The organism is Pseudomonas sp. GW822-FHT02G04, from assembly GCF_058802085.1.
This window is the reverse complement of sequence record NZ_JBXANU010000005.1, coordinates 83,249-103,454: the sequence shown is the minus strand read 5'-3', so window position 1 is coordinate 103,454 and position 20,206 is coordinate 83,249. Positions and strand designations below refer to the sequence as shown.

Sequence of the window (20,206 nt, the reverse complement as noted above, 5' to 3'; positions counted from 1 at the left end):
TTTGGCGACCCTGAGAGCCTTTGAGTCAAACCGGCGCAACGCCTAATCGCTGACGACCGGGCGCTCACAACGGCCCACAAAAGAGCCGCAGGCACTGCTGCTGAGCCAAATGGGTGGCGACCAGCAGGGTACGCCAGCCCTCAAGGTCGTATGACAGCGCCTGCCACACCAACCACAGCCACAGGTTGCTGTGGTGGAACACCACCCAAGTCAATCGGGGCTATCCACAGCGGTCAAGCATGGCGATTGTCCGTACCGTCCATGGTGCGACGGGCCGTGGCGACCACGTCTGCAGCCACCACCGCCTGCACCGCCTGCCCACCTGCCGAGGCGAGGGCACGGGCGCCGGCTTTGATTGCCAGGTCGAGCATGCTCAATCCGTCACTGACCATTCGGCGTTCGCGAATGCCGGTGCGCGATTCTATCCATTCGGGCGTGGTATCCAGCCCGCTGGAAATTTGCTGATTGTCAATTATCTGAGGCGGAAGACAGCCTCCCAGGCCACACAGGATCACAGTCACGATCAACTCCCTTGATTTAACGATGGTTCAGATGGCGTGTGGTGTCGCGACAGGCCCTACGTCACTTCCTGACGCGGGGCGCGGCCCAGCGACCAACCGAAGTTCATGCCCGCAGCCGCCAGCAGGATGGCGCTCGCGCCAATCATTTGCAGGACGCCGAGCGGGTGGGCGAAGGCAACCCAGTCGACCAGGATGGCGACGATCGGATAAATGAACGACAGTGCCCCGACCAGCGCCGTGGGGATTTTCTGGATGGCGCTGTACAGCAGAGTCGACATGAGCCCGGTATGGACCACGCCGATAATGATCAGGTAAGTCCAGGCGCCCTCGACCGTATCGACCCTGGTGAAGTCCACGAACGGTGCCAGGATCAGAACGCCTACCACCATCTGGATCAGCACGATCAGGTGCGCGGGTAAGTCCTTGAGGCGCTTGGTAATCGCCGCCGCCACAGCGTAGAAGAAGGCTGAAGCCAGGGCCAGGCAGACGCCCAGCAGGTAGTCGGCGCCGGTGGCCTGCCCACTGCCTTTGGCGGACACGATCAGCATCAGACCGGCGAAGGCCAACAGCAGCCAGCCGACCTTGGCGGCGCTGAGGCGCTCGGCGAAGAACAGCACACCCAGACCGACCAGCATGAACGGCTGAACGTGGTAGGCCACCGTCGCAATGGCGATAGAGGAATGTTTGTAGGCACTGAACAGCAGCACCCAGTTGAGAATCAGCGCCACCCCGCCCAGGCACACCAGAATGAACTGCCGGGCGTTGATCCGGGAGCGGCGCAGCACCCCGAGCACCAGGCACGCAACCAGCATCGCCATGGCGCCGAACAAGCAACGCCAGAACACCACGGCCTCCGGGCTCTGCCCCGACATGATGACGAACCAGCCCACCGTGCCGGAGATCACCATGGCCGAAATCATTTCGAGCGTCCCACGGGTTTGCGACTTCATCACTCACTGCTTCCTTGCTGCCGGCATTGCCGTAACCTAAGCCGCCATTCATGGGGGTTGATTCGGCAAAGCGAACTTTATAATGAACGAATGACCACTATACTGAACAAGGCGCCTGAGAGCGTCAACCCATTTCAGGATGATTTACAAAACAAATGACCGATATAACGAACGCCCTACTGATAAATAACCCGAGCCGAATCGATCTGCTGGCCCTTTCAATCAAACGCGAGCGCCTGGCCGCCGGGCTTTCCTTGACCGAGCTGGCGAAGCGCGCCGGGGTGGCGAAGTCGACCTTATCTCAATTGGAGTCGGGAATCGGTAACCCCAGCATCGAAACCTTGTGGTCGCTGGCGATGGCAATGGGCTTGCAAGTCACCCGGTTCTTCGAGCAACCCCAGCAGACCCTGCGGGTGATACGCGCCAACGAGGGTATGACGACCTATGCCGAGACTGCCAATTATGCAGCGACACTGCTTGCCGATTGCCCGGTGGGAGTACAACGTGATATCTACCGGCTCAAAGTGCAACCCGGCGAAGTTCGGCTGTCTCAGCCCCACCCACTGGGCACCGTAGAGCACGTGGTGCTGTGCAGTGGCAGTGCCCATATCGGCCCGGCGACTGGACCTGTATTGCTGAACGCGGGCGACTACATCAGCTACCTCGCTAATGTGCCTCACGTGTTCGAAGCACTCGAGGCGGACACCACTGCGGTGATGGTGATAGAGCATTCCTGAGGTGGGTGCCATCGACACGGTGGGTACCCACGTCTTGAATCACCCTGAATCTTCTAGAGCAAAGCCAGCGGATAGCGCACGAGCCGCAGCAAAACAACCCAGGGTCACACGGTCTATCGCTGCTTCGGTACCGCCGCATATGGCGATGTCCGCCTCACCACTTCTGATGAGTCTGGCCGCATCGCCGATAGCCTGTACCCCTGCAGCACAGACCGTTACGGGCGCGCCGAGCGGCCCTTTGAAACCGTGCAGGATGGAAACGTGCCCGGCCGCCATGTTGGCGAGGAAAGACGGTGCAGTGAACGGCGACAATCGGCGAGGACCACGCGCATCGGTGGTATGTACAGCGTTGGCAATCGCGCCAAAACCACCTACGCCCGATGCAATGATCGTGGCGGTACGCTCCTGGTCTGCGACATCAGTCGGATGCCAGCCTGCCTGCTCCAGAGCTTCGTGCGCGGCCACAAGTGCAAACTCGATGAAGCGATCCATCTTCTTGCGGTCCTTGGCCGAAATGATGCGCTCCGGGTCGTAACCCGCGATGGCATCCTCCTCCAGTGAGGGCACCTGATCGCCTACTGCAACGCCTGTACCCCCGGCTAAAGAACGGCGAGAGGACGGGTGGCGTCTTCTCCTCCAGGCTCGCGTGCTACGTCAGTTTCGCTGTTCAGTTGACCCTTATTGTCAGGACGGATCTTGAACCAGATGGAGTACATCGCTGGCAGGAATACCAGCGTCATGATGGTTCCGACGAACGTGCCTCCGATCAGCGTGTAGGCCAGCGTCCCCCAGAAGACGGAGTGTGTCAGGGGAATGAACGCCAGGATTGCCGCCAGCGCTGTCAGCAGTACCGGGCGGGCACGTTGGACCGTGGCTTCAACCACCGCGTGAAACGGATCCAGCCCTTCTTGCGCGTTGTGATGGATTTGCCCAATCAGAATCAGCGTATTGCGCATCAAAATGCCCGAAAGGGCGATTAGACCGACCAGAGCGTTGATACCAAACGGCTGCTGGAAGATAAGCAGTGTCGGCACCACACCAATCAACCCCAGTGGCGAGGTGAGGAACACCATGATCATCGCCGAGATCGAACGGACCTGCAGAATGATGACCAGCAGCGTCATGGCAATCATGATCGGGAATAACGGCAACATCGCTTTACCGGCCTTGCCCGACTCCTCGATTGCACCCGCCTGCTCAATCCGGTACCCGCCAGGCAGCTTGTCGATGACTGGCTGCAACTCCTTGATGATGACGCTCGAGACGTCCGGTGGCTGCAAGCCTTCGGCAATGTCGCCGCGCACGGTAATGGTCGGCGTGCGGTCACGACGCCTTAGGATCGGATCCTCCATACGCACATCGACCTCTCCCACCTGGGACAGCGGAATCCGCTGACCCGCCGAGCCCACCAGCGTAAAGCCTTCTATCTTGGCGGGATCGAGCCGGATATCACCCGCTGCGCGACCAACCACCTGCACCGAGCGAATGTCCTCACGAACTGCGGTGATCGGTACTCCGGCCAACAGGAACTGCAGTTGCTGCGCGACTGAGTTTGACGTCAACCCCACCGCCTCCAAGCGATCCTGATCCAGAGCGAAATGCAGCGCCGGCGTCAGTGGCCCCCAGTCAGTGTTGACGGTTCTCATCATCGGGCTCGACTGCATCACGTCCTGTACCTGGCCCGCGATCTCGCGCAATTTTGACGGATCAGACCCCATCACCCGATAGGCAACAGGGAACGGCGAATACGGACCAAACACAAGCTGAGTCACCCTGACACGCGCTTCTGGGGCAAGTCCCTCAGCAGCGGCCTCGCGGAGACGGAACTTGAGGGCCTCGCGCTCCTCCTGGCTGTCCGTCAGCACCACAATCTTCGCGAAAGACGGATCGGGGAGTTCCGGCGCCATCGCCAGATAGAAACGCGGCGCGCCTTGCCCGATATAGGCCGTGACGATTTTTGCCTCACCCTGCTTTTGCAGCCAGGCCTCTATCTTGGCGGTGGTGGCGCTGGTCTGCTCAATGGAGGTTCCATAAGGCATTTGCACTTCAATCAATACCTCTGGACGGTCCGAGGTAGGGAAGAACTGTTTCTTGACCAGGCTCATGCCGAGAATCGCCACGCCAAACATAGCGATAACAGTACCGGCCACCAGCCATTTGCGAGTGATGACACGCGTCAACACCTGGCGGAAGCGGTTGTAATTTCGGGTGTTGTAGATGGCCGCGTGACCACCTTCGACCTTCTTGATGTTCGGCAACATCTTCACACCCAGGTACGGGGTAAAAGCTACCGCAACCACCCAGGAGGCAATCAGGGCAATGCCCACGATCCAGAACATGTTGCTGGTGTACTCGCCGGCTGTCGATTGCGCGAAGCCGTTGGGCATAAAGCCGATAGCCGTCACCAGCGTACCGGAAAGCATCGGCGCGGCCGTATGACTCCAGGCGTACGCGGAAGCTTTGATGCGGTCGTAGCCCTCTTCCATTTTCACCACCATCATTTCGATAGCAATGATGGCATCGTCCACCAGAAGTCCGAGCGCCAGAATCAACGAGCCAAGGGTGATACGGTCAAAGTTCTTTCCAGTGGCCGCCATCACCACAAACACCACAGCCAATGTCAACGGCACAGCCGCAGCGACCACAACGCCTACACGCCAGCCCATGCTGAGAAAGCAGACGAGCATCACCACAAGCAGCGCGACGAAAAATTTGACCATGAACTCGCCGACGGCCGAACTGATATTTACAGATTGATCGGTAACCTTGGAGAGCGTCATGCCCAACGGCATGCCCTCATTGATCTTGACCGTCTCCGCGTCCAACGCCTTGCCCAGGTCAAGACCGTTCCAGCCCTCACGCATCACGATCCCCAGCAACAAGGCCTCTTCACCGTTATTACGCACGAGAAAGGTTGCCGGATCTTCATAACCACGTTCGATCGTCGCCACGTCCGAGAGCTTCAGCGTCCGCCCCTGAACCGCAATGGGTGTGTCACGAATCTTCTGCACCTTGTCGAAGGCGCCATCCAGCCGGAGAAAGACTTGCGGCCCGTCGCTTTCGATCGAACCGGCAGGCGTGAGCACGTTCTGATTGTTCAGTGCGGCAAAGATGTCCTGAGGCGATACGCCCAAGGTGGCCAGCCGATCATGGGAAAAGGAAACAAAGATACGTTCGGGCTGCTCCCCAATAATGTTGACCTTCTTCACGCCCGGCACATGCAACAGTTGTTGGCGCAACGACTCTGCATCACGCACCAACAGTCGCTGCGGCTCGCCTTTGGCTTTCAGGGCGAACAGTGCAAATGTCACATCCGAAAACTCGTCGTTGACCATTGGCCCGATGACACCCGCCGGCAGCTTCCCGGCCTCATCGTCGAGCTTTTTGCGCGCCTGATAGAACTCCTCCTGCACTTGCGAGGGCGGCGTGCTATCGAGCAGTGACACCATCGTGAAAGCGAGGCCAGGACGGGTGTAGGTTTCCGTGCGGTCGTACCATTTCAGTTCTTGCAGGCGTTTTTCAAGTGGCTCTGCTACCTGATCCTGCATCTCCTGCGCCGTGGCGCCCGGCCACGCGGTAATGACCGTCAACTGCTTGACCGTAAACGGAGGATCTTCCGCACGCCCCAGTTGGAAGAACGACAGGATGCCCGCAACGGCGATCAGGAAGATCAGAAACACCGTGATGGAGCGCTCACGAACGGCGATCGCGGAGAGATTGAAGCGCCCCTCGCTCATGGATGACTCCCGGCAACCTTGACGTCACCCGGTTGAGCCAGTCTTACCTCCTCACCATCGCGCAGCAGATGCGCGCCTAACGCTACGATCTGCTCACCGACCTTGAGATCGCCTGCGACTCGCGCTGCGTCGTCGCTCAAGCCCAGGACCTGAACAGATCGCCAAGTCACTTTCGCCGGAGTACCGACGATGACCCACACGCCAGTGCCTTGGCCTGGGTCATAAACGGCAGCGATCGGTACTTGCAGCCCCTGCCCTTGCGTGGTGCCTTCAGCGATCCGAAGCGTGACGGTCGAACCTAGCGGTGCATTGGCCAGCGCGCCCTCAAGCACATACCGCGCCTCGAAGGTGCGTGTCATTCGGTCGGCCGAATCAGCAAGCAGCCTTAGCTTCGCTGTAACAGCACCCGTGGTATTGCCGTAAAGCGTCGCCTGCGCAGTGGATCCTGCTGTGGGGCGTAGCGTCTCGGGCAGATGCACGATGGCTTCGCGCTGCCCCGCCCGCGCCAGTCGAACCACGGGCTGCCCCGGGCTGACGACTTGCCCGGGCTCGGCAAGCGTCTCCACCACAACGCCGTCGGAATCCGCAAACAGCACCGCATAACCAGAAGCATTGCGGGCTACGTCGGCCTGCGCTTCAGCGGCGCTGAGCTGCGCCTTTGCGGTATCCGCTGCGGCTTTGATCTGGTCGTAAGCCGATGCTGAAATAGCGCCTGCGGCGACCAGATCGCGATATCGCGCCTCGTCATCTGCTGTCTGTTTGGCTCGGGCCCGAGCGGCGATGACCGACTCTTGCTGTGCTCGCGCCTGCAACCCCAGGTCGATTGGGTCGAGACGCATGAGTGGCTGACCACGCTTAACGGTCTGACCGGTGTCAACCAGACGCTCAAGCACCTTGCCTGATACCCGAAAACCCAGATCGCCCTGGACGCGGGCAGCCACGACGCCAGTAAAAGAACGTGAGACGTCGGACGAACCCTGAACCGCAGAGGACCTCACCAGAGGGGCCTGCGTGCGTGGATCTTCAACGGTGGATGAGTCACCACACGCCGTCAGGACGAGAGGCAACAAGCAAGCGGCAATGGGGACAGGTCGAAGCCGGCGCATAGGTTCCCTTACTTAAAAAATAGGACAGGCGTCACATTCTCAGTCCAGTGACCATTACTGTCAATGGTCACATATTGTAAAATGCCAAGCCCCTCGACCTAAGCACCAGAATCGCCGCACGCATTGAGCCAATTCCGAACATAGCTCAAAGAGCGTCGATTGACAGAATGTGACCGCGACGTAATATGGTCACAAACATCCTCGATTGAAGGTACCTCAATGCCTCCCCTCCGCCCCATTGCTCTCTTGGTGAGTGCCAGCTTGATGACAGGTTGCGCGGTCGGTCCGGACTATCACCGTCCGGACGCCCCACTTTCGGACCATTACTTGGGGCAGTCTTCTGTCGAACAGAGACCAGGGGCGACGCCGGCCAGTCTTGTCGCCTGGTGGGAAGGCTTTGGTGATCCACTGTTAGCCGACTTCGTCTCCAAGGCACTTGATCAGAACCTGGATCTGGCGCAGGCGTCGGCGCGAGTCACGCAGGCGCGGGCAGGACTGGGCGCCGCAAATGCCGCTTTACTGCCCTCGGGGAACATCAGCGGACAGGCCGCGCGCTCCTACCAGTCAATCGAGACGCCGCTCGGCCAGGTGTTGAACTCAACGCCTGGCTATGATCGGTACGGAAGTTCATACGAGGCCAACCTCGATGCCAGCTGGGAGGTAGATGTCTTTGGCGGATTGCGCCGCGGACGCGAGGCGGCTCTGGCCGAGTACCAGGCTTCCCAGGCGGGCGTCGCTGCCACACGATTAGCCATCGCCGCGCAGACCGCTGATATCTACATCACTATCCGCGGACTGCAGACCCGGCTGGACATTGCGAACCGACAAGTCAAAACACAGCAGGAGCTACTAGAGAAAGTCCAATTGCTCTACAGCAAGGGGCTCGCCGCCAACTATCAGGTTCGCCAGACCGAGGGGGCGCTATCGCAGGTCCAAGCGACAGTGCCGGTCCTGCAGACTGGCCTGGATGCTGCCATGAATGCGCTGGATGTGATACTCGGCACGCCGCCAGGCACTCACCGCACACAACTGGCAAGTGCGGGGAGCATTCCTGTCGCGCCGCAGTTAAAGGCGATGGGAACGCCGGCCGATTTGCTGCGCCGCAGGCCAGACCTCATTGTGGCTGAGCGCCGTCTTGCGGCCTCAAACGCACGCATCGGGGAGGCGATTGCTGAGTACTACCCGAAATTCTCCCTTAGCGCATTGCTGGGCAGTGCCACGGCTGTATCCGCAGGTAACCTTTTCACCAGCGGCGCCAGCCAGTCGGCGGGCGCATTGGGACTGCGCTGGAGACTCTTCGATTTTGGTCGCATAAACGCCCAAATCGACCAAGCCAAGGGACAGGAAGCCGAAACCCTGGCGGCTTACCGTCAGTCTGTGCTGCGCGCCACCGAGGATGTCGAGAACGCGTTCTCCGCACTGGTGAATCGGGAGGCTCAAGCAACCACCCTCACCGGGGGAGAGGCGTCTTTGACACAGGCTCGCCAATCGTCGTTCATTGCCTATCAGAAAGGCACCGCCAGCCTGATCGATGTCCTGCACGCCGACGAGACGATGCTGCAGGCTTCCGATGCTCGGGCACAAGCGCGAACGGAATCGGCACGGGCGGCGGTTGCGGCATTCAAGGCGCTAGGTGGTGGCTGGCAACCTCCTGAAGCCCAGCCTGTTGCGACACGATGATTTAACCAGGTGACGTAGAACTTGATGCACGCACCTCCCCTTCTCTTTCAGCTACTACCCAATCCGAGAGCGGGTTTCGCTCACCGACTGACGCGATCAGCAACCAATTGCTCAATAGAAACCAACCGGAGTACAGCGAAATGAAATCGAACGAGAATTCCTGGGTGCTCATCACCGGAGCATCAAGCGGATTTGGCGAGGAGTTTGCCCGGCAATATGCAGCGCAGGGAAAATCGCTCGTTCTGGTAGCAAGAAGGCTGAGTAAGCTCGAAGCGCTATCGGCGCAGTTGCGCGAACGCTTCGGCGTTGATGTGATCGTCGAACAAGTAGACCTGTCCTCGATCCCGGCGATCATCGAACTGCATGAGCGACTCAGCGAACGCAATATAGTGATCGATGTGCTCATCAACAATGCGGGCCATGGATTGCAGGGGCCTTTCCTGGATCAGCCTCTGGACCATTCCCTGACCATGATTGATCTGGATATCGCCAGCCTGACAGCCCTGACACGCCTTTTCGCGGCCGACATGCGAGCCCGCAAACGTGGGCACATCCTGATGGTCGCAAGCTTGCTGTCCTTCCAGGGCGTGAAGAATTTCGCCGTTTACTCTGCCGCGAAAGCCTATGTTCTTCGCTTCTCTGATGCGCTTCATCGCGAACTGAAAAATGATGGTGTCGTCGTTACCGCACTTTGCCCAGGGATGTCGGACACCGGATTTGCAGAAAGCGCCAAGCAAAAGATCACGCCGGTCTTGAAAAGGGTGATGATGCAGCCCCAACCCGTCGTGCGTACAGGAATCCGTGCGCTGCAAGCCGGACGTATGAGTGTGGTGCCAGGTTTTGGCAACAAGGCCATTACTGTCTTGACTTGGGCCACGCCTCGTCGGTTTCATCAGAGCCTTATGGCGCAGGTGATGGGAGTCTGAGGCGGGCGACAAAGGTGCCTTTTCCCTGAGAGGGAATGCCAGGGATGTGTTCTAAAAGGCCGGGAGGCGACGCGCGCTCCCGACCAGACAGTTATCGTGCAACAGCACTCAACTAGAAACGGTAACTCACAGAAGTACCGAGCCCGTTCGCGCTGTTCTTATATTTGGCACTGTATGCGCCTCTGCTCGCAGAGGCGTCGTTGATCTGCACGCTCTCCTCCCACAGGTAGGAATAAGCAACATCGATCGTGACATTGTCCGCCGGAGTCCAGCCAGCACCGAAGCTGATAACCTTCCGGTCACCCGTAGGAATACGTGGTCCACGGTTGGTGTTGTTGGTGGGAGACTGGTCGACCGAGAAGCCTGCGCGAAGTACCCATTGGCTGTTCAATTTGTACGCCGTGCCGATAGCGTGAGCCCACGTATCATGCCAGTTTTGTTCTTCGGTAATAGTGCCCAGCGAGCCGCTCAACAAAGGGGGTAAACCAGTGTTCTCGATGGTTAACTCTTTGAAGCGACTCCAGCGTGTCCAGGTACTCCCCAAGTAGAGTGTCCAGTCGTTATTAAGCTGATGAGTTACCGAGAAATCCACTGACTCTGGGGTATCCACATCCAGCGAAGCGTCATAACTGCGGCCGCTAACCCCCAACACACTAAAGATGCCGTCGGTGACCTTGGTCTTGGCGTCCAAGTGGTAACTGACCTTGGAATGGTAGGTCATTCCCAGGCGGGTTCGGTCTGTAGCCTGCACCAGGATGCCGGCATTGAAACCGAGGGCCGTGTCGTCGCCAGTGCTTTTGAGCTTTCCGTCATTGCGACCCGGGCTAAGTGGATTGGGCACCATCCCGGACAGCTCACCGGTGATGCGGTTGATGGTCGGACCGAAGCCGATCGAAACTTTGTCGTTAAAGGCATAGCTGATGGTGGGCTGGAACGTGAGGGTCGTGACCTCACTTTTGTTGGCGTAGTAACGCCCGGCAAAACCGCTGCCATAGTCAGTCATCAGACCGAAAGGTACATAAAAACCTACACCGAATGCCCAATGCTCATCGATGGGTTTGACGTAGTAACCCATAGGCACTGTGGTGGTTGGCACCATGTCGCCGTCTTCCTGGCCCCCGAATGTACTGCGGGTTTGGCTTATGTCGGATTTAGCAAAAAGAGTCGCAGCCCCCACACTGACCTGCTCCCTTTTCAAGCGAGACATGCCCGCCGGATTACCGAAGACCGTGCTCGCATCTTCAGCGGATGAGGAGCGCCCGGCAAACCCGGACCCCATGCCACTGACGCTTTGTTCATTGAGAGCGAAACCGCTTGCAAACACATTTGAAGATGCGAGCACGACAGCGAGGCCAAATGGGCTCTTGAGCATTATTTTTTTCATTGTTTGAACTCTATGGGATCACTGAGATGAAGCAGTAGAAGCAACAGCTCACCATATTTATTCGTGTGACCAATTCAGTCAACGGTCACAATGCGAATAAATGAAATGCCCTTCGACGACTGGAAGAAGGGCAAAATGAAAAGCCGTTTTGGTGATGTGTCGCTTACACAGACATGACGTAAAACCGTTAGCCGAAGGTCAAGGCATGAGGCTACGCAAAATGAGGTTGGAGGTGAGCGTGGGCGCCTCCTCGACATAATCGAGGTTGTACTGCAGGAGTAAAGGATTGACGAAAGGCCGCAAAGCCAGATGTATCGCTTCTACTGTTTCGTCCAGGGGAGTCTTGCGTTCAAATTCGCCGATCTCTCGCCCCTCCCGCACGATTTGCAACACGAAGCGTTTGATCTGTGCGTCATAAGCCTGCGTACTGGGCCAGCTTTCCGACGCCGCAAATGCTGCAATGTCATAGAGTTTTCGGTCGTTAAAGAACAGATTCACGCCTGTGGCGACCACAGTTTTGACCAATCGTCGAAAGCGCTCCGTCGGCGACAGGTCTTCTACATTGATCGCCTGCTCCACAGCCGCGACGATTTCTGCCAGGCAATTTGCGCAGATGGCTTCACCGATCGCCTGCTTGGAATCAAAAAATTTGTAGATGTAGGCCTTGGAAAACCCAATGGCCCTCGCCAGGTCGGAAACCGTGGTTTTGCCGTAGCCGTATTGACTGAAGTGTTCGTTGGCCGCCGCGACAATCTGGTCTCGAATGTCGTGATCGGCTGGGCCACGGGGGCTGGGCGAAGATGAAGATATTGATGGCTGATTCATGAGAACAGCTTACTCATCCTATCGAGGACTGACAACTTGTGACCAAAAAGATATACAGTCACAAAGCAGCAGCTGTGGGCCGAGTGGCGTCCGAGGTACTAAACTGGCAACTCAGCCCTGATCGACATGAGTTCCGTTATACGACAGAGCCTCCCCGCGCCATGAAGAATCTAACGCTACATTACCTAGCGACATTGTGTAGCCTGCGCATAAATGTCCGGGCCACACTGCAACGCAATCCTGTTTGCGCGGATGTTGAGTGGCCTTAACATGTTCGCTCAATTGAAACAGTCATGGCGCACTCAACAGCAGATTACGATCTCCACCTCGCAGCATCCGAGGCTAGACCTCTGATTCCTTCAGACTAAAACCTTTCTGGCATCACACTCTCCACTCCGCAATAAGGCTCAAACCAATTCGGCTAAAGATGCCGGATTGAAGCCCTTCAGATCCGCGTAATCGCCTTTTTCCACTTTGGCGACCCAATCCTTGTCACTCAGCAGAACACGCCCTACTGCGATCAGATCAAACTCTTCGCGCTCCATACGCTCGACGAGCCGATCCAGACTCGCAGGGGTTGATCCCTTGCCGGCGAATGCATGAGTAACATCATTATCCAGCCCGACCGAACCGACGCTAATGGTTGTGGCCCCTGTGACTTTCTTCGCCCAGCCCGCGCAGTTCAGCCCGTTCTCACCATCAATTTCGGGAAACTCAGGGTCCCAGAAGCGTCGCTGCGAGCAATGCAGAACATCAACACCAGCCTCAACCAACGGTAGCAGCCAGTCTTCCATTAATGCTGGGGTCTCGGCGAGGCGCACTCCAAAGTCCTGCTGCTTCCATTGGCTAACGCGCATGATGATAGGGAATTCGGGCCCGACCGCATGACGAACGGCAGACACGATCTCAGCGGCAAAGCGCGAGCGCTCTTTGATCGTCGGTCCGCCGTAACGATCGGTGCGCTGATTGGTGCCGGCCCAGAAGAACTGATCGATCAAATAACCATGAGCCCCATGGATCTCAACGATGTCGAAACCCAGTCGTTTGGCATCCGCTGCTGCCTTGGCAAATGCAGCAACTGTGTCAGCAATATCCTCTTCGCTCATTGCCACACCGCGCGGGTCGTTTGGCGAATCGAGGCCAGATGGGCTTTCAACCAGCGCATCAGGCTCCCAGCCGCTGACGTCACGCACAGCACCGGTGTGCCAGAGTTGCGGCCCCATGCGGCCACCCGCATTGTGAACAGAATCAATCACGTTCTTCCATCCAGCTAGCGCTGCTTCACCGTGGAAAAAAGGGATGCTGGAACCGTTACGTGAAGCGGGACGATCGATGACGGTCCCTTCTGACAGAATCAATCCGACCCGACCCTCAGCCCGCCGCCGGTAGTATGCAGCGCTCCCTTCACCGGGGATGCCCTCCGGCGAAAATTGCCTCGTCATCGGCGACATGACAATCCGGTTTTTCAGTTCAAGCGATCGGATGGAAAAAGGACGAAATAAGATGCTGGTATCAAGGTTTGACATTGGATGGACTCCATTTGCTTTTGGAAGCCATATAAGTATATTTTGTAAACCAGATGTCAATTAGGCACCTAAAGTCGCCTAGGTATACATGAGGAAACTTCGATGCTGGAATTAAAGCCGCAATGTTTTTCGTCGGAGTGCCCAAGCCGGGCGCTGTTCGACCAGATCGCAGATAAGTGGTCAATGATGGTACTGGCAGTGCTGGATGATGGCCCGCACCGCTTTAATGCCATCAAGCGCCGCCTGGAGGGCGTCACTCAGAAGGCACTGACACAGTGCCTGCGACGGCTGGAGCGAAATGGCCTCGTCTCGCGTCAAGTCATTTCGTTCTCGCCTGTGGCAGTCCAGTATGAGATCACCCCACTTGGTCAAACACTGCAGCAGCCATTTCGCGAATTGCATAAATGGACGCTCGACAAATTGCCTGAGGTTGAAGCGGCCCGGTTGAAGTTTGACGAGGCCGCGGAGGTAAGCTGACGGTGTGATTCTTTTTATCGACTCGCCGCTATTGCCATCCTGCAACGCATTGCTTGATAGATTGCTGGCGGTATCCCTAAACCTGCCAACGCCCACATTAAGTGCCTAATTGACTCTAGGTTTATCTGCAACCGTCTGATGAAGTTATTTTCTTCGGCGACCCGGATAGTCTGGCCTGATCCTGATGTTGTATTGAGGCTGATGCCCGCGAAGGCTGCGACACGGTTTCAAGCCAAACCTTTGCACTCCCCGCAACACACAATTGTCATCATTTCATTTGATAGCACCCTAACGAAAGGTGCATGCTAGAGGGCTTGCTCCTGGCTTATATCATTCCGAATGATAGTTACCTTTGCCTCGTTCGATTCGTTTGATACCGCCCCGCCAAGCATTATCCGCCCATCTCAATACATTGGCGGATGCATCCATGGAACAGTCACTCAAACATTTGCGCTTCCCCTTGGCCCTGTTGGCCGTGCTGGTGATGAGCGCTTGCGGCAAGACCCCGGACGCCGCCGCCACCATGCCCGCGGCCAAAGTCAGCGTGGCCAAGGTGCTGGAGCAACCGGTCAACGAGTGGGACGAATTCACCGGGCGCCTTGAAGCGCCGGAAACGGTAGAGATTCGTCCACGGGTTTCCGGCCAGATCGATGACGTGGCCTTCACCGAAGGCGCGCTGGTCAAGAAAGGCGATCTGTTGTTCCAGATCGACCCGCGTCCGTTCCAGGCTGAGGTCCGCCGCCTCGAAGCCCTCGTTGCACAAGCTCGCGCCACCGCCACCCGCAGTGAAAACGAAGCCCAGCGCGGTGAACGCCTGCGTACCAGCAACGCGATTTCCGCCGAGCTCGCCGACTCGCGCACCAGTGCCGCTCAAGAGGCTCGCGCCGCCGTCGGCGCGCTCCAGGCGCAACTGGACCTGGCCAAACTGAACCTGAGCTTCACCCGTGTCACGGCCCCAATCAGCGGTCGTGTCAGCCGTGCGGAAATCACCGCCGGCAACCTGGTGACCGCCGATACCACCGCACTGACCAGCGTAGTGTCCACCGACAAGGTCTACGCCTACTTCGACGCCGACGAGCGTGTATTCCTCAAATACACCCAGCTCGCCCGCCAGGGTCAACGCGGCGCCACTACCCCGGTTTACATGGGACTGTCCAATGAAGACGGCAACCCGCACCAGGGCCAGATGAACTTCGTCGACAACCAGGTCAACCCGAAGACCGGCACCATCCGCGGTCGTGCAGTGTTCGACAATAGCGACGGCACTTACACCCCGGGTCTTTATGCACGCCTGAAACTGGTGGGCAGCGGCACTTACTCCGCGGTGTTGATCAACGACGAAGCGGTCGGTACCGACCTGGGTAAAAAGTTCGTGCTGGTGATGGATGCCGACAACAAAACGGCTTACCGCCCTGTCGAGCTGGGTCCGAAAATCGAAGGTTTGCGCATCGTGCGCAGCGGCCTGAACAAAGACGACACCATCATCGTCAAGGGCTTGCAACGGGTTCGCCCTGGCTCGCCGGTCACCCCTGAAGTGATCCCGATGGCCAGCAAGGAAACCCTCGCGGCACTCGCTCAACAACGACAAGCGCTGGAAGCCAGCAACCTGCCCCAAGTCGCACCTGCCAAGGTCGCGCCGGGTACGGTTGTGAAACTGGCTGCTGCGACTCCACGCGGTTAAGGGACAACTCCGATGAATTTTTCCCAATTCTTCATTTCACGGCCGATCTTTGCAGCGGTGCTGTCGCTGCTGATCCTGATCGCCGGCGCTATCTCGCTGTTCCAGTTGCCGATCAGCGAATACCCGGAAGTGGTGCCACCGACCGTGGTGGTCCGTGCCAACTTCCCCGGTGCCAACCCTAAAGTCATCGGTGAAACCGTGGCCGCTCCGCTGGAGCAAGCCATCACCGGCGTCGAGAACATGCTGTACATGTCCTCGCAATCCACCGCTGACGGCAAGATCACCCTGACCATCACCTTCGCCCTGGGCACCGACCTGGACAACGCGCAGGTGCAGGTGCAGAACCGCGTGACGCGTTCCGAGCCCAAGCTTCCCGAGGAAGTGACGCGCATCGGTATCACCGTCGACAAGGCTTCGCCCGACCTGACCATGGTTGTGCACTTGACCTCGCCGGACAAACGCTACGACATGCTCTATCTGTCCAACTACGCCTTGCTCAACATCAAGGATGAGCTGGCGCGTCTGGGCGGTGTCGGTGATGTGCAGCTGTTCGGCATGGGCGATTACTCGCTGCGGGTGTGGCTCGATCCGAACAAGACCGCTTCGCGCAACCTGACGGCGACCGATGTGGTCACCGCGATTCGTGAACAGAACCGTCAAGTGGCGGCCGGTGCCCTGGGCGCTCCGCCTGCACCGAATGCCACCGCATTCCAGCTGTCGGTCAACACCCAAGGCCGTCTGGTGTCCGAGGAAGAGTTCGAGAACATCATCATTCGCTCTGGCGAAAATGGTGAAATCACTCGCCTCAAAGACATCGCTCGTGTCGAACTCGGCTCTAGCCAATACGCCCTGCGCTCCTTGCTGAACAACCAGCCGGCAGTGGCGATCCCGATCTTCCAGCGCCCTGGCTCCAACGCGATCCAGATCTCCAACGACGTTCGGGCGAAAATGGCCGAGCTGAAGAAGAACTTCCCGGAAGGCATGGACTTCAGCATCGTCTATGACCCGACGATCTTCGTGCGCGGCTCCATCGAGGCGGTGGTTCACACCCTCTTCGAAGCGCTGATCCTGGTTGTGCTGGTGGTAATCCTGTTCCTGCAAACCTGGCGCGCTTCGATCATCCCGTTGGTGGCGGTGCCGGTTTCGCTGATCGGTACGTTTGCCGTGATGCACCTGTTCGGCTTCTCGTTGAACGCCCTGTCGCTGTTCGGCTTGGTATTGGCCATCGGTATCGTGGTCGACGACGCGATCGTGGTGGTGGAGAACGTCGAGCGGAACATCGGGCTCGGACTCACCCCGGTAGAAGCCACCAAGCGTGCGATGCGTGAAGTGACAGGCCCGATCATCGCGACGGCGCTGGTGCTGTGTGCGGTGTTTATCCCGGCCGCGTTCATCTCCGGCTTGACCGGTCAGTTCTACAAACAGTTCGCCCTGACCATCGCGATCTCGACCGTGATCTCGGCCTTCAACTCGCTGACCTTGTCGCCGGCCCTGGCCGCCGTATTGCTCAAAAGTCATGACGCGCCGAAGGACCGTTTCTCCAAGGTTCTGGACAAGATCTTCGGTGGCTGGTTGTTCCGTCCGTTCAACCGCTTCTTCGATCGTGCCAGCCATGGCTATGTCGGCACCGTGGGCCGGGTTATCCGCAGCAGCGGCATCGCCCTGCTGCTGTACGCAGGCTTGATGGTGCTGACCTTCTTCGGTTTCTCCAACACGCCGACCGGTTTCGTACCCGGCCAGGACAAGCAATACCTGGTGGCGTTCGCACAACTGCCGGATGCCGCGAGCCTGGACCGTACCGAAGACGTGATCAAGCGCATGTCCGACCTGGCCCTGAAACAGCCTGGCGTGGAAAGCGCGGTGGCCTTCCCCGGCCTGTCGATCAACGGTTTCACCAACAGCCCTAACGCCGGCATCGTGTTCGTCACCCTGAAACCGTTCGACGAGCGTAAGGATCCGAGCATGTCCGCCGGTGCGATTGCCGGTGCACTGAACGGCCAGTACGCCGGGATTCAGGAAGCCTACATGGCGATCTTCCCGCCGCCACCGGTACAAGGCCTGGGGACCATTGGTGGTTTCCGCCTGCAGATCGAAGACCGGGGCAACCTGGGCTATGACGAGCTGTACAAAGAAACCATGAACATCATCGGCAAAAGCCGCAGCGTGCCGGAACTGGCCGGTCTGTTCACCAGTTACACAGTGAACGTGCCGCAGGTCGATGCCGCTATCGACCGGGAAAAAGCCAAGACTCACGGCGTGGCCGTCAGCGACATCTTCGACACCCTGCAGATTTACCTGGGTTCGCTGTATGCCAACGACTTCAACCGCTTCGGTCGTACCTATCAGGTCAACGTTCAGGCTGAGCAACAGTTCCGCCTCGAATCGGATCAGATCGGTCAGCTGAAAGTACGTAACAACCGTGGTGAGATGATCCCGTTGGCGACCTTCATCAAGGTCAGCGACACCTCAGGGCCAGACCGCGTGATGCACTACAACGGCTTCATCACCGCTGAAATCAACGGTGCGGCAGCTCCAGGCTACAGCTCCGGCCAGGCCGAGAAAGCTATCGAGAAACTGCTCAAGGATGAACTTCCGAACGGCATGACCTACGAGTGGACCGACCTGACCTACCAGCAGATTCTGTCCGGCAACACCGCGCTGTTCGTGTTCCCGCTGTGCGTACTGCTGGCGTTCCTGGTGCTCGCGGCTCAATACGAAAGCTGGAGCCTGCCACTGGCGGTGATCCTGATCGTACCGATGACCCTGCTGTCGGCCATTACCGGGGTGATTGCCTCGGGCGGCGACAACAACATCTTTACCCAGATCGGATTGATCGTACTGGTGGGCCTTGCCTGTAAGAACGCGATTCTGATCGTCGAGTTTGCCAAGGATAAACAGGAAGAAGGTCTCGGCCCGCTGGCAGCGGTACTGGAAGCCTGCCGTCTGCGTCTGCGGCCGATCCTGATGACCTCCTTCGCGTTCATCATGGGTGTTGTGCCACTGGTCTTCTCCAGCGGCGCCGGTGCCGAAATGCGTCATGCCATGGGTGTGGCGGTGTTCTCCGGGATGCTCGGGGTGACCTTCTTCGGTCTGTTGCTGACGCCGGTGTTCTACGTACTGATTCGCAACTTTGTGGAGCGCGGTGAAGCGCGCAAAGCGGCCAAAGCCCTGAAACTGGAGGCGCAACAATGAGCCTGAAAGCCTTCCTGCCGAGCCTTCTGGTACTGGCACTGAGTGCCTGTGCCGTCGGCCCGGACTACAAAACCCCTGCCACCGAGGCGGCCAACATCACGGCCGCCACCGATGGCAGCGCTGGTCAAAAGAACTTTGACCGCGCCCGTTTCGAAGGCATCTGGTGGCAGCAATTCGACGATCCGACCCTCAACCAGTTGGTGAAGCAGTCCTTGCAAGGCAACCGTGATTTGCGCGTGGCCTTCGCCCGCTGGAAAGCGGCCCGAGCGATTCGCGATGACGCCAGCAATGACGCCATGCCGACCATCACCAGCCGCGCTAGCAGCAATCTGGGCAAGGGGCAAATTCCCGGCCAGACCACCAAACGGGTCAACACTGAACGTTATGACCTGGGCCTGGACATGGCCTGGGAACTGGACTTGTTCGGTCGCATCCAGCGCAACCTGGAATCCAGCGACGCCGAACAGCAAGCGGCCGAGGCCGATCTTTACCAACTGCAAGTCACCATGATTGCCGAACTGGTGGACGCCTATGGCCAACTGCGCGGCGCGCAACTGCGGGAAAAGATTGCCCTGGCCAACCTGAACAACCAGCAGGAATCACGCAAGATCACCGAAAGCCTGCGTGATGCCGGTGTCGGCGATCAGCTGGACGTGGTTCGCGCCGATGCGCGCCTGGCGTCTGTCGAAGCCAGCGTGCCGCAACTGCAGGCCGAACAGGTTCGTCAACGCAACCGCATCGCCACACTGCTGGGTGAACGTCCAGACAAACTCACCGTCGACCTGAGTCCAAAAGACTTGCCGGCGATCGCCAAGGCACTGCCGATCGGTGATCCGGGTGAACTGCTGCAACGTCGCCCGGACATCCGCAGCGCTGAACGCAAACTGGCGGCCGCCACCGCCCGCATCGGCGTGGCCAAGGCTGATTTGTTCCCTCGGGTGAGCCTCAGCGGTTTTCTTGGCTGGACTGCCGGACGCGGCTCGCAGATCGGCTCGTCGGCGGCCAATGCCTGGGCACTGGGCCCGAGCATTACCTGGGCGGCGTTCGATCTGGGCAGCGTGCGCGCCCGTTTGCGCGGCGCCGACGCTGAAGCCGAAGGCGCCCTGGCAACCTACGAGCAGAAAGTGCTGTTGGCATTGGAAGAGTCGGAAAACGCGTTCAGCGATTACGGCAAACGCCAGCAGCGCCTGATTTCGCTGATTCGTCAAAGCGAATCAAGCCGCGCCGCGGCGGACCTCGCCGACATTCGCTACCGCGAAGGCACCGTGGACTTCCTGGTCCTGCTCGATGCTCAGCGTGAGCGTCTGGCAGCCGAAGACACCCAGGCCCAGGCCGAAGTCGATTTGTATCGTGGCATCGTCGCGATCTACAAAGCCCTCGGCGGCGGCTGGCAGCCAGAGACGGTCGCCAGCAAGTAATGCTTTAACGTGCCCCTTTGGTTGGCCGCAATCCAACCAAATTCTT

15 protein-coding genes and 1 pseudogene are annotated in these 20,206 nt (G+C 58.6%); 7 read left to right on the top strand and 9 right to left on the bottom strand.

Translation table 11 applies throughout. From position 1 onward, the window contains the following. Nucleotides 1-64: 64 nt before the first annotated feature. The 3 genes from AC1RO5_RS09045 to AC1RO5_RS09035 are packed head-to-tail and all read right to left on the bottom strand — an operon-like array spanning nucleotide 65 to nucleotide 1,471. Nucleotides 65-214 carry a hypothetical protein gene (locus tag AC1RO5_RS09045; RefSeq protein WP_493174595.1) on the bottom strand — a complete coding sequence of 50 codons (150 nt, stop codon included), beginning with the start codon at nucleotides 212-214 and terminating at the stop codon, nucleotides 65-67. A gap of 19 nt (nucleotides 215-233) precedes the next feature. Further along, a complete protein-coding gene (locus tag AC1RO5_RS09040; RefSeq protein ID WP_493174594.1) occupies nucleotides 234-521 on the bottom strand; it encodes a hypothetical protein in 288 nt (95 codons plus the stop codon). 56 nt (nucleotides 522-577) lie between these two features. Further along, nucleotides 578-1,471 carry a DMT family transporter gene (locus AC1RO5_RS09035; protein WP_493174771.1) on the bottom strand — a complete coding sequence of 298 codons (894 nt, stop codon included), beginning with the start codon at nucleotides 1,469-1,471 and terminating at the stop codon, nucleotides 578-580. Between the two features lie 155 nt (nucleotides 1,472-1,626). Between AC1RO5_RS09035 and AC1RO5_RS09030 the strand changes: the two genes are divergently transcribed. Beyond that, on the top strand, nucleotides 1,627-2,208 hold the full coding sequence (locus AC1RO5_RS09030) for a helix-turn-helix domain-containing protein (protein ID WP_493174593.1): 582 nt from the start codon (nucleotides 1,627-1,629) through the stop codon (nucleotides 2,206-2,208). 57 nt (nucleotides 2,209-2,265) lie between these two features. Here the strand turns inward: AC1RO5_RS09030 and AC1RO5_RS09025 are convergent. The 3 genes and pseudogenes from AC1RO5_RS09025 to AC1RO5_RS09015 form a co-directional block, all read right to left on the bottom strand. Next, a pseudogene (locus AC1RO5_RS09025) lies at nucleotides 2,266-2,802 on the bottom strand (beta-ketoacyl synthase N-terminal-like domain-containing protein); the annotation flags it as partial. Between the two features lie 5 nt (nucleotides 2,803-2,807). After that, the gene (locus AC1RO5_RS09020) at nucleotides 2,808-5,945 is read right to left on the bottom strand and encodes an efflux RND transporter permease subunit (RefSeq protein ID WP_493174592.1); all 3,138 of its coding nucleotides are present in this window, start codon (nucleotides 5,943-5,945) and stop codon (nucleotides 2,808-2,810) included. Then, nucleotides 5,942-7,051, bottom strand: coding sequence for an efflux RND transporter periplasmic adaptor subunit (locus tag AC1RO5_RS09015; protein WP_493174591.1), 1,110 nt, complete (start codon nucleotides 7,049-7,051; stop codon nucleotides 5,942-5,944). Before AC1RO5_RS09015 ends, AC1RO5_RS09020 begins: the two co-directional genes overlap by 4 nt. Before the next feature lie 219 nt (nucleotides 7,052-7,270). Between AC1RO5_RS09015 and AC1RO5_RS09010 the strand changes: the two genes are divergently transcribed. Together AC1RO5_RS09010 and AC1RO5_RS09005 are read left to right on the top strand one after the other, a co-directional pair. Continuing rightward, complete coding sequence (locus AC1RO5_RS09010; protein ID WP_493174590.1) at nucleotides 7,271-8,731, top strand: efflux transporter outer membrane subunit; 1,461 nt, start codon at nucleotides 7,271-7,273, stop codon at nucleotides 8,729-8,731. A gap of 140 nt (nucleotides 8,732-8,871) precedes the next feature. Next, nucleotides 8,872-9,657, top strand: a complete 786-nt coding sequence (locus AC1RO5_RS09005; protein WP_493174589.1) for an SDR family NAD(P)-dependent oxidoreductase — start codon at nucleotides 8,872-8,874, stop codon at nucleotides 9,655-9,657. Nucleotides 9,658-9,769: 112 nt separating this feature from the next. Here AC1RO5_RS09005 and AC1RO5_RS09000 read toward each other — a convergent pair whose 3' ends face one another. The 3 genes from AC1RO5_RS09000 to AC1RO5_RS08990 form a co-directional block, all read right to left on the bottom strand. Next, on the bottom strand, nucleotides 9,770-11,041 hold the full coding sequence (locus tag AC1RO5_RS09000; protein ID WP_493174588.1) for an OmpP1/FadL family transporter: 1,272 nt from the start codon (nucleotides 11,039-11,041) through the stop codon (nucleotides 9,770-9,772). 198 nt (nucleotides 11,042-11,239) lie between these two features. Next, nucleotides 11,240-11,866: a TetR/AcrR family transcriptional regulator gene (locus tag AC1RO5_RS08995; protein ID WP_305421325.1), complete on the bottom strand. Its 627-nt coding sequence runs from the start codon at nucleotides 11,864-11,866 to the stop codon at nucleotides 11,240-11,242. Nucleotides 11,867-12,273: 407 nt separating this feature from the next. Then, nucleotides 12,274-13,392, bottom strand: a complete 1,119-nt coding sequence (locus tag AC1RO5_RS08990) for an NADH:flavin oxidoreductase (protein ID WP_493174587.1) — start codon at nucleotides 13,390-13,392, stop codon at nucleotides 12,274-12,276. A gap of 102 nt (nucleotides 13,393-13,494) precedes the next feature. Between AC1RO5_RS08990 and AC1RO5_RS08985 the strand changes: the two genes are divergently transcribed. From AC1RO5_RS08985 to AC1RO5_RS08970, 4 genes are all read left to right on the top strand, one after another. Continuing rightward, nucleotides 13,495-13,869: a winged helix-turn-helix transcriptional regulator gene (locus AC1RO5_RS08985; protein WP_493174586.1), complete on the top strand. Its 375-nt coding sequence runs from the start codon at nucleotides 13,495-13,497 to the stop codon at nucleotides 13,867-13,869. A 427-nt stretch (nucleotides 13,870-14,296) separates the two neighbouring features. Then, nucleotides 14,297-15,550 carry a multidrug efflux RND transporter periplasmic adaptor subunit MexE gene (mexE, locus tag AC1RO5_RS08980; RefSeq protein WP_493174585.1) on the top strand — a complete coding sequence of 418 codons (1,254 nt, stop codon included), beginning with the start codon at nucleotides 14,297-14,299 and terminating at the stop codon, nucleotides 15,548-15,550. 12 nt (nucleotides 15,551-15,562) lie between these two features. Beyond that, complete coding sequence (locus AC1RO5_RS08975) at nucleotides 15,563-18,742, top strand: efflux RND transporter permease subunit (protein WP_493174584.1); 3,180 nt, start codon at nucleotides 15,563-15,565, stop codon at nucleotides 18,740-18,742. Then, a complete protein-coding gene (locus tag AC1RO5_RS08970; RefSeq protein ID WP_493174583.1) occupies nucleotides 18,739-20,160 on the top strand; it encodes an efflux transporter outer membrane subunit in 1,422 nt (473 codons plus the stop codon). Before AC1RO5_RS08975 ends, AC1RO5_RS08970 begins: the two co-directional genes overlap by 4 nt. Nucleotides 20,161-20,206: the final 46 nt, after the last annotated feature.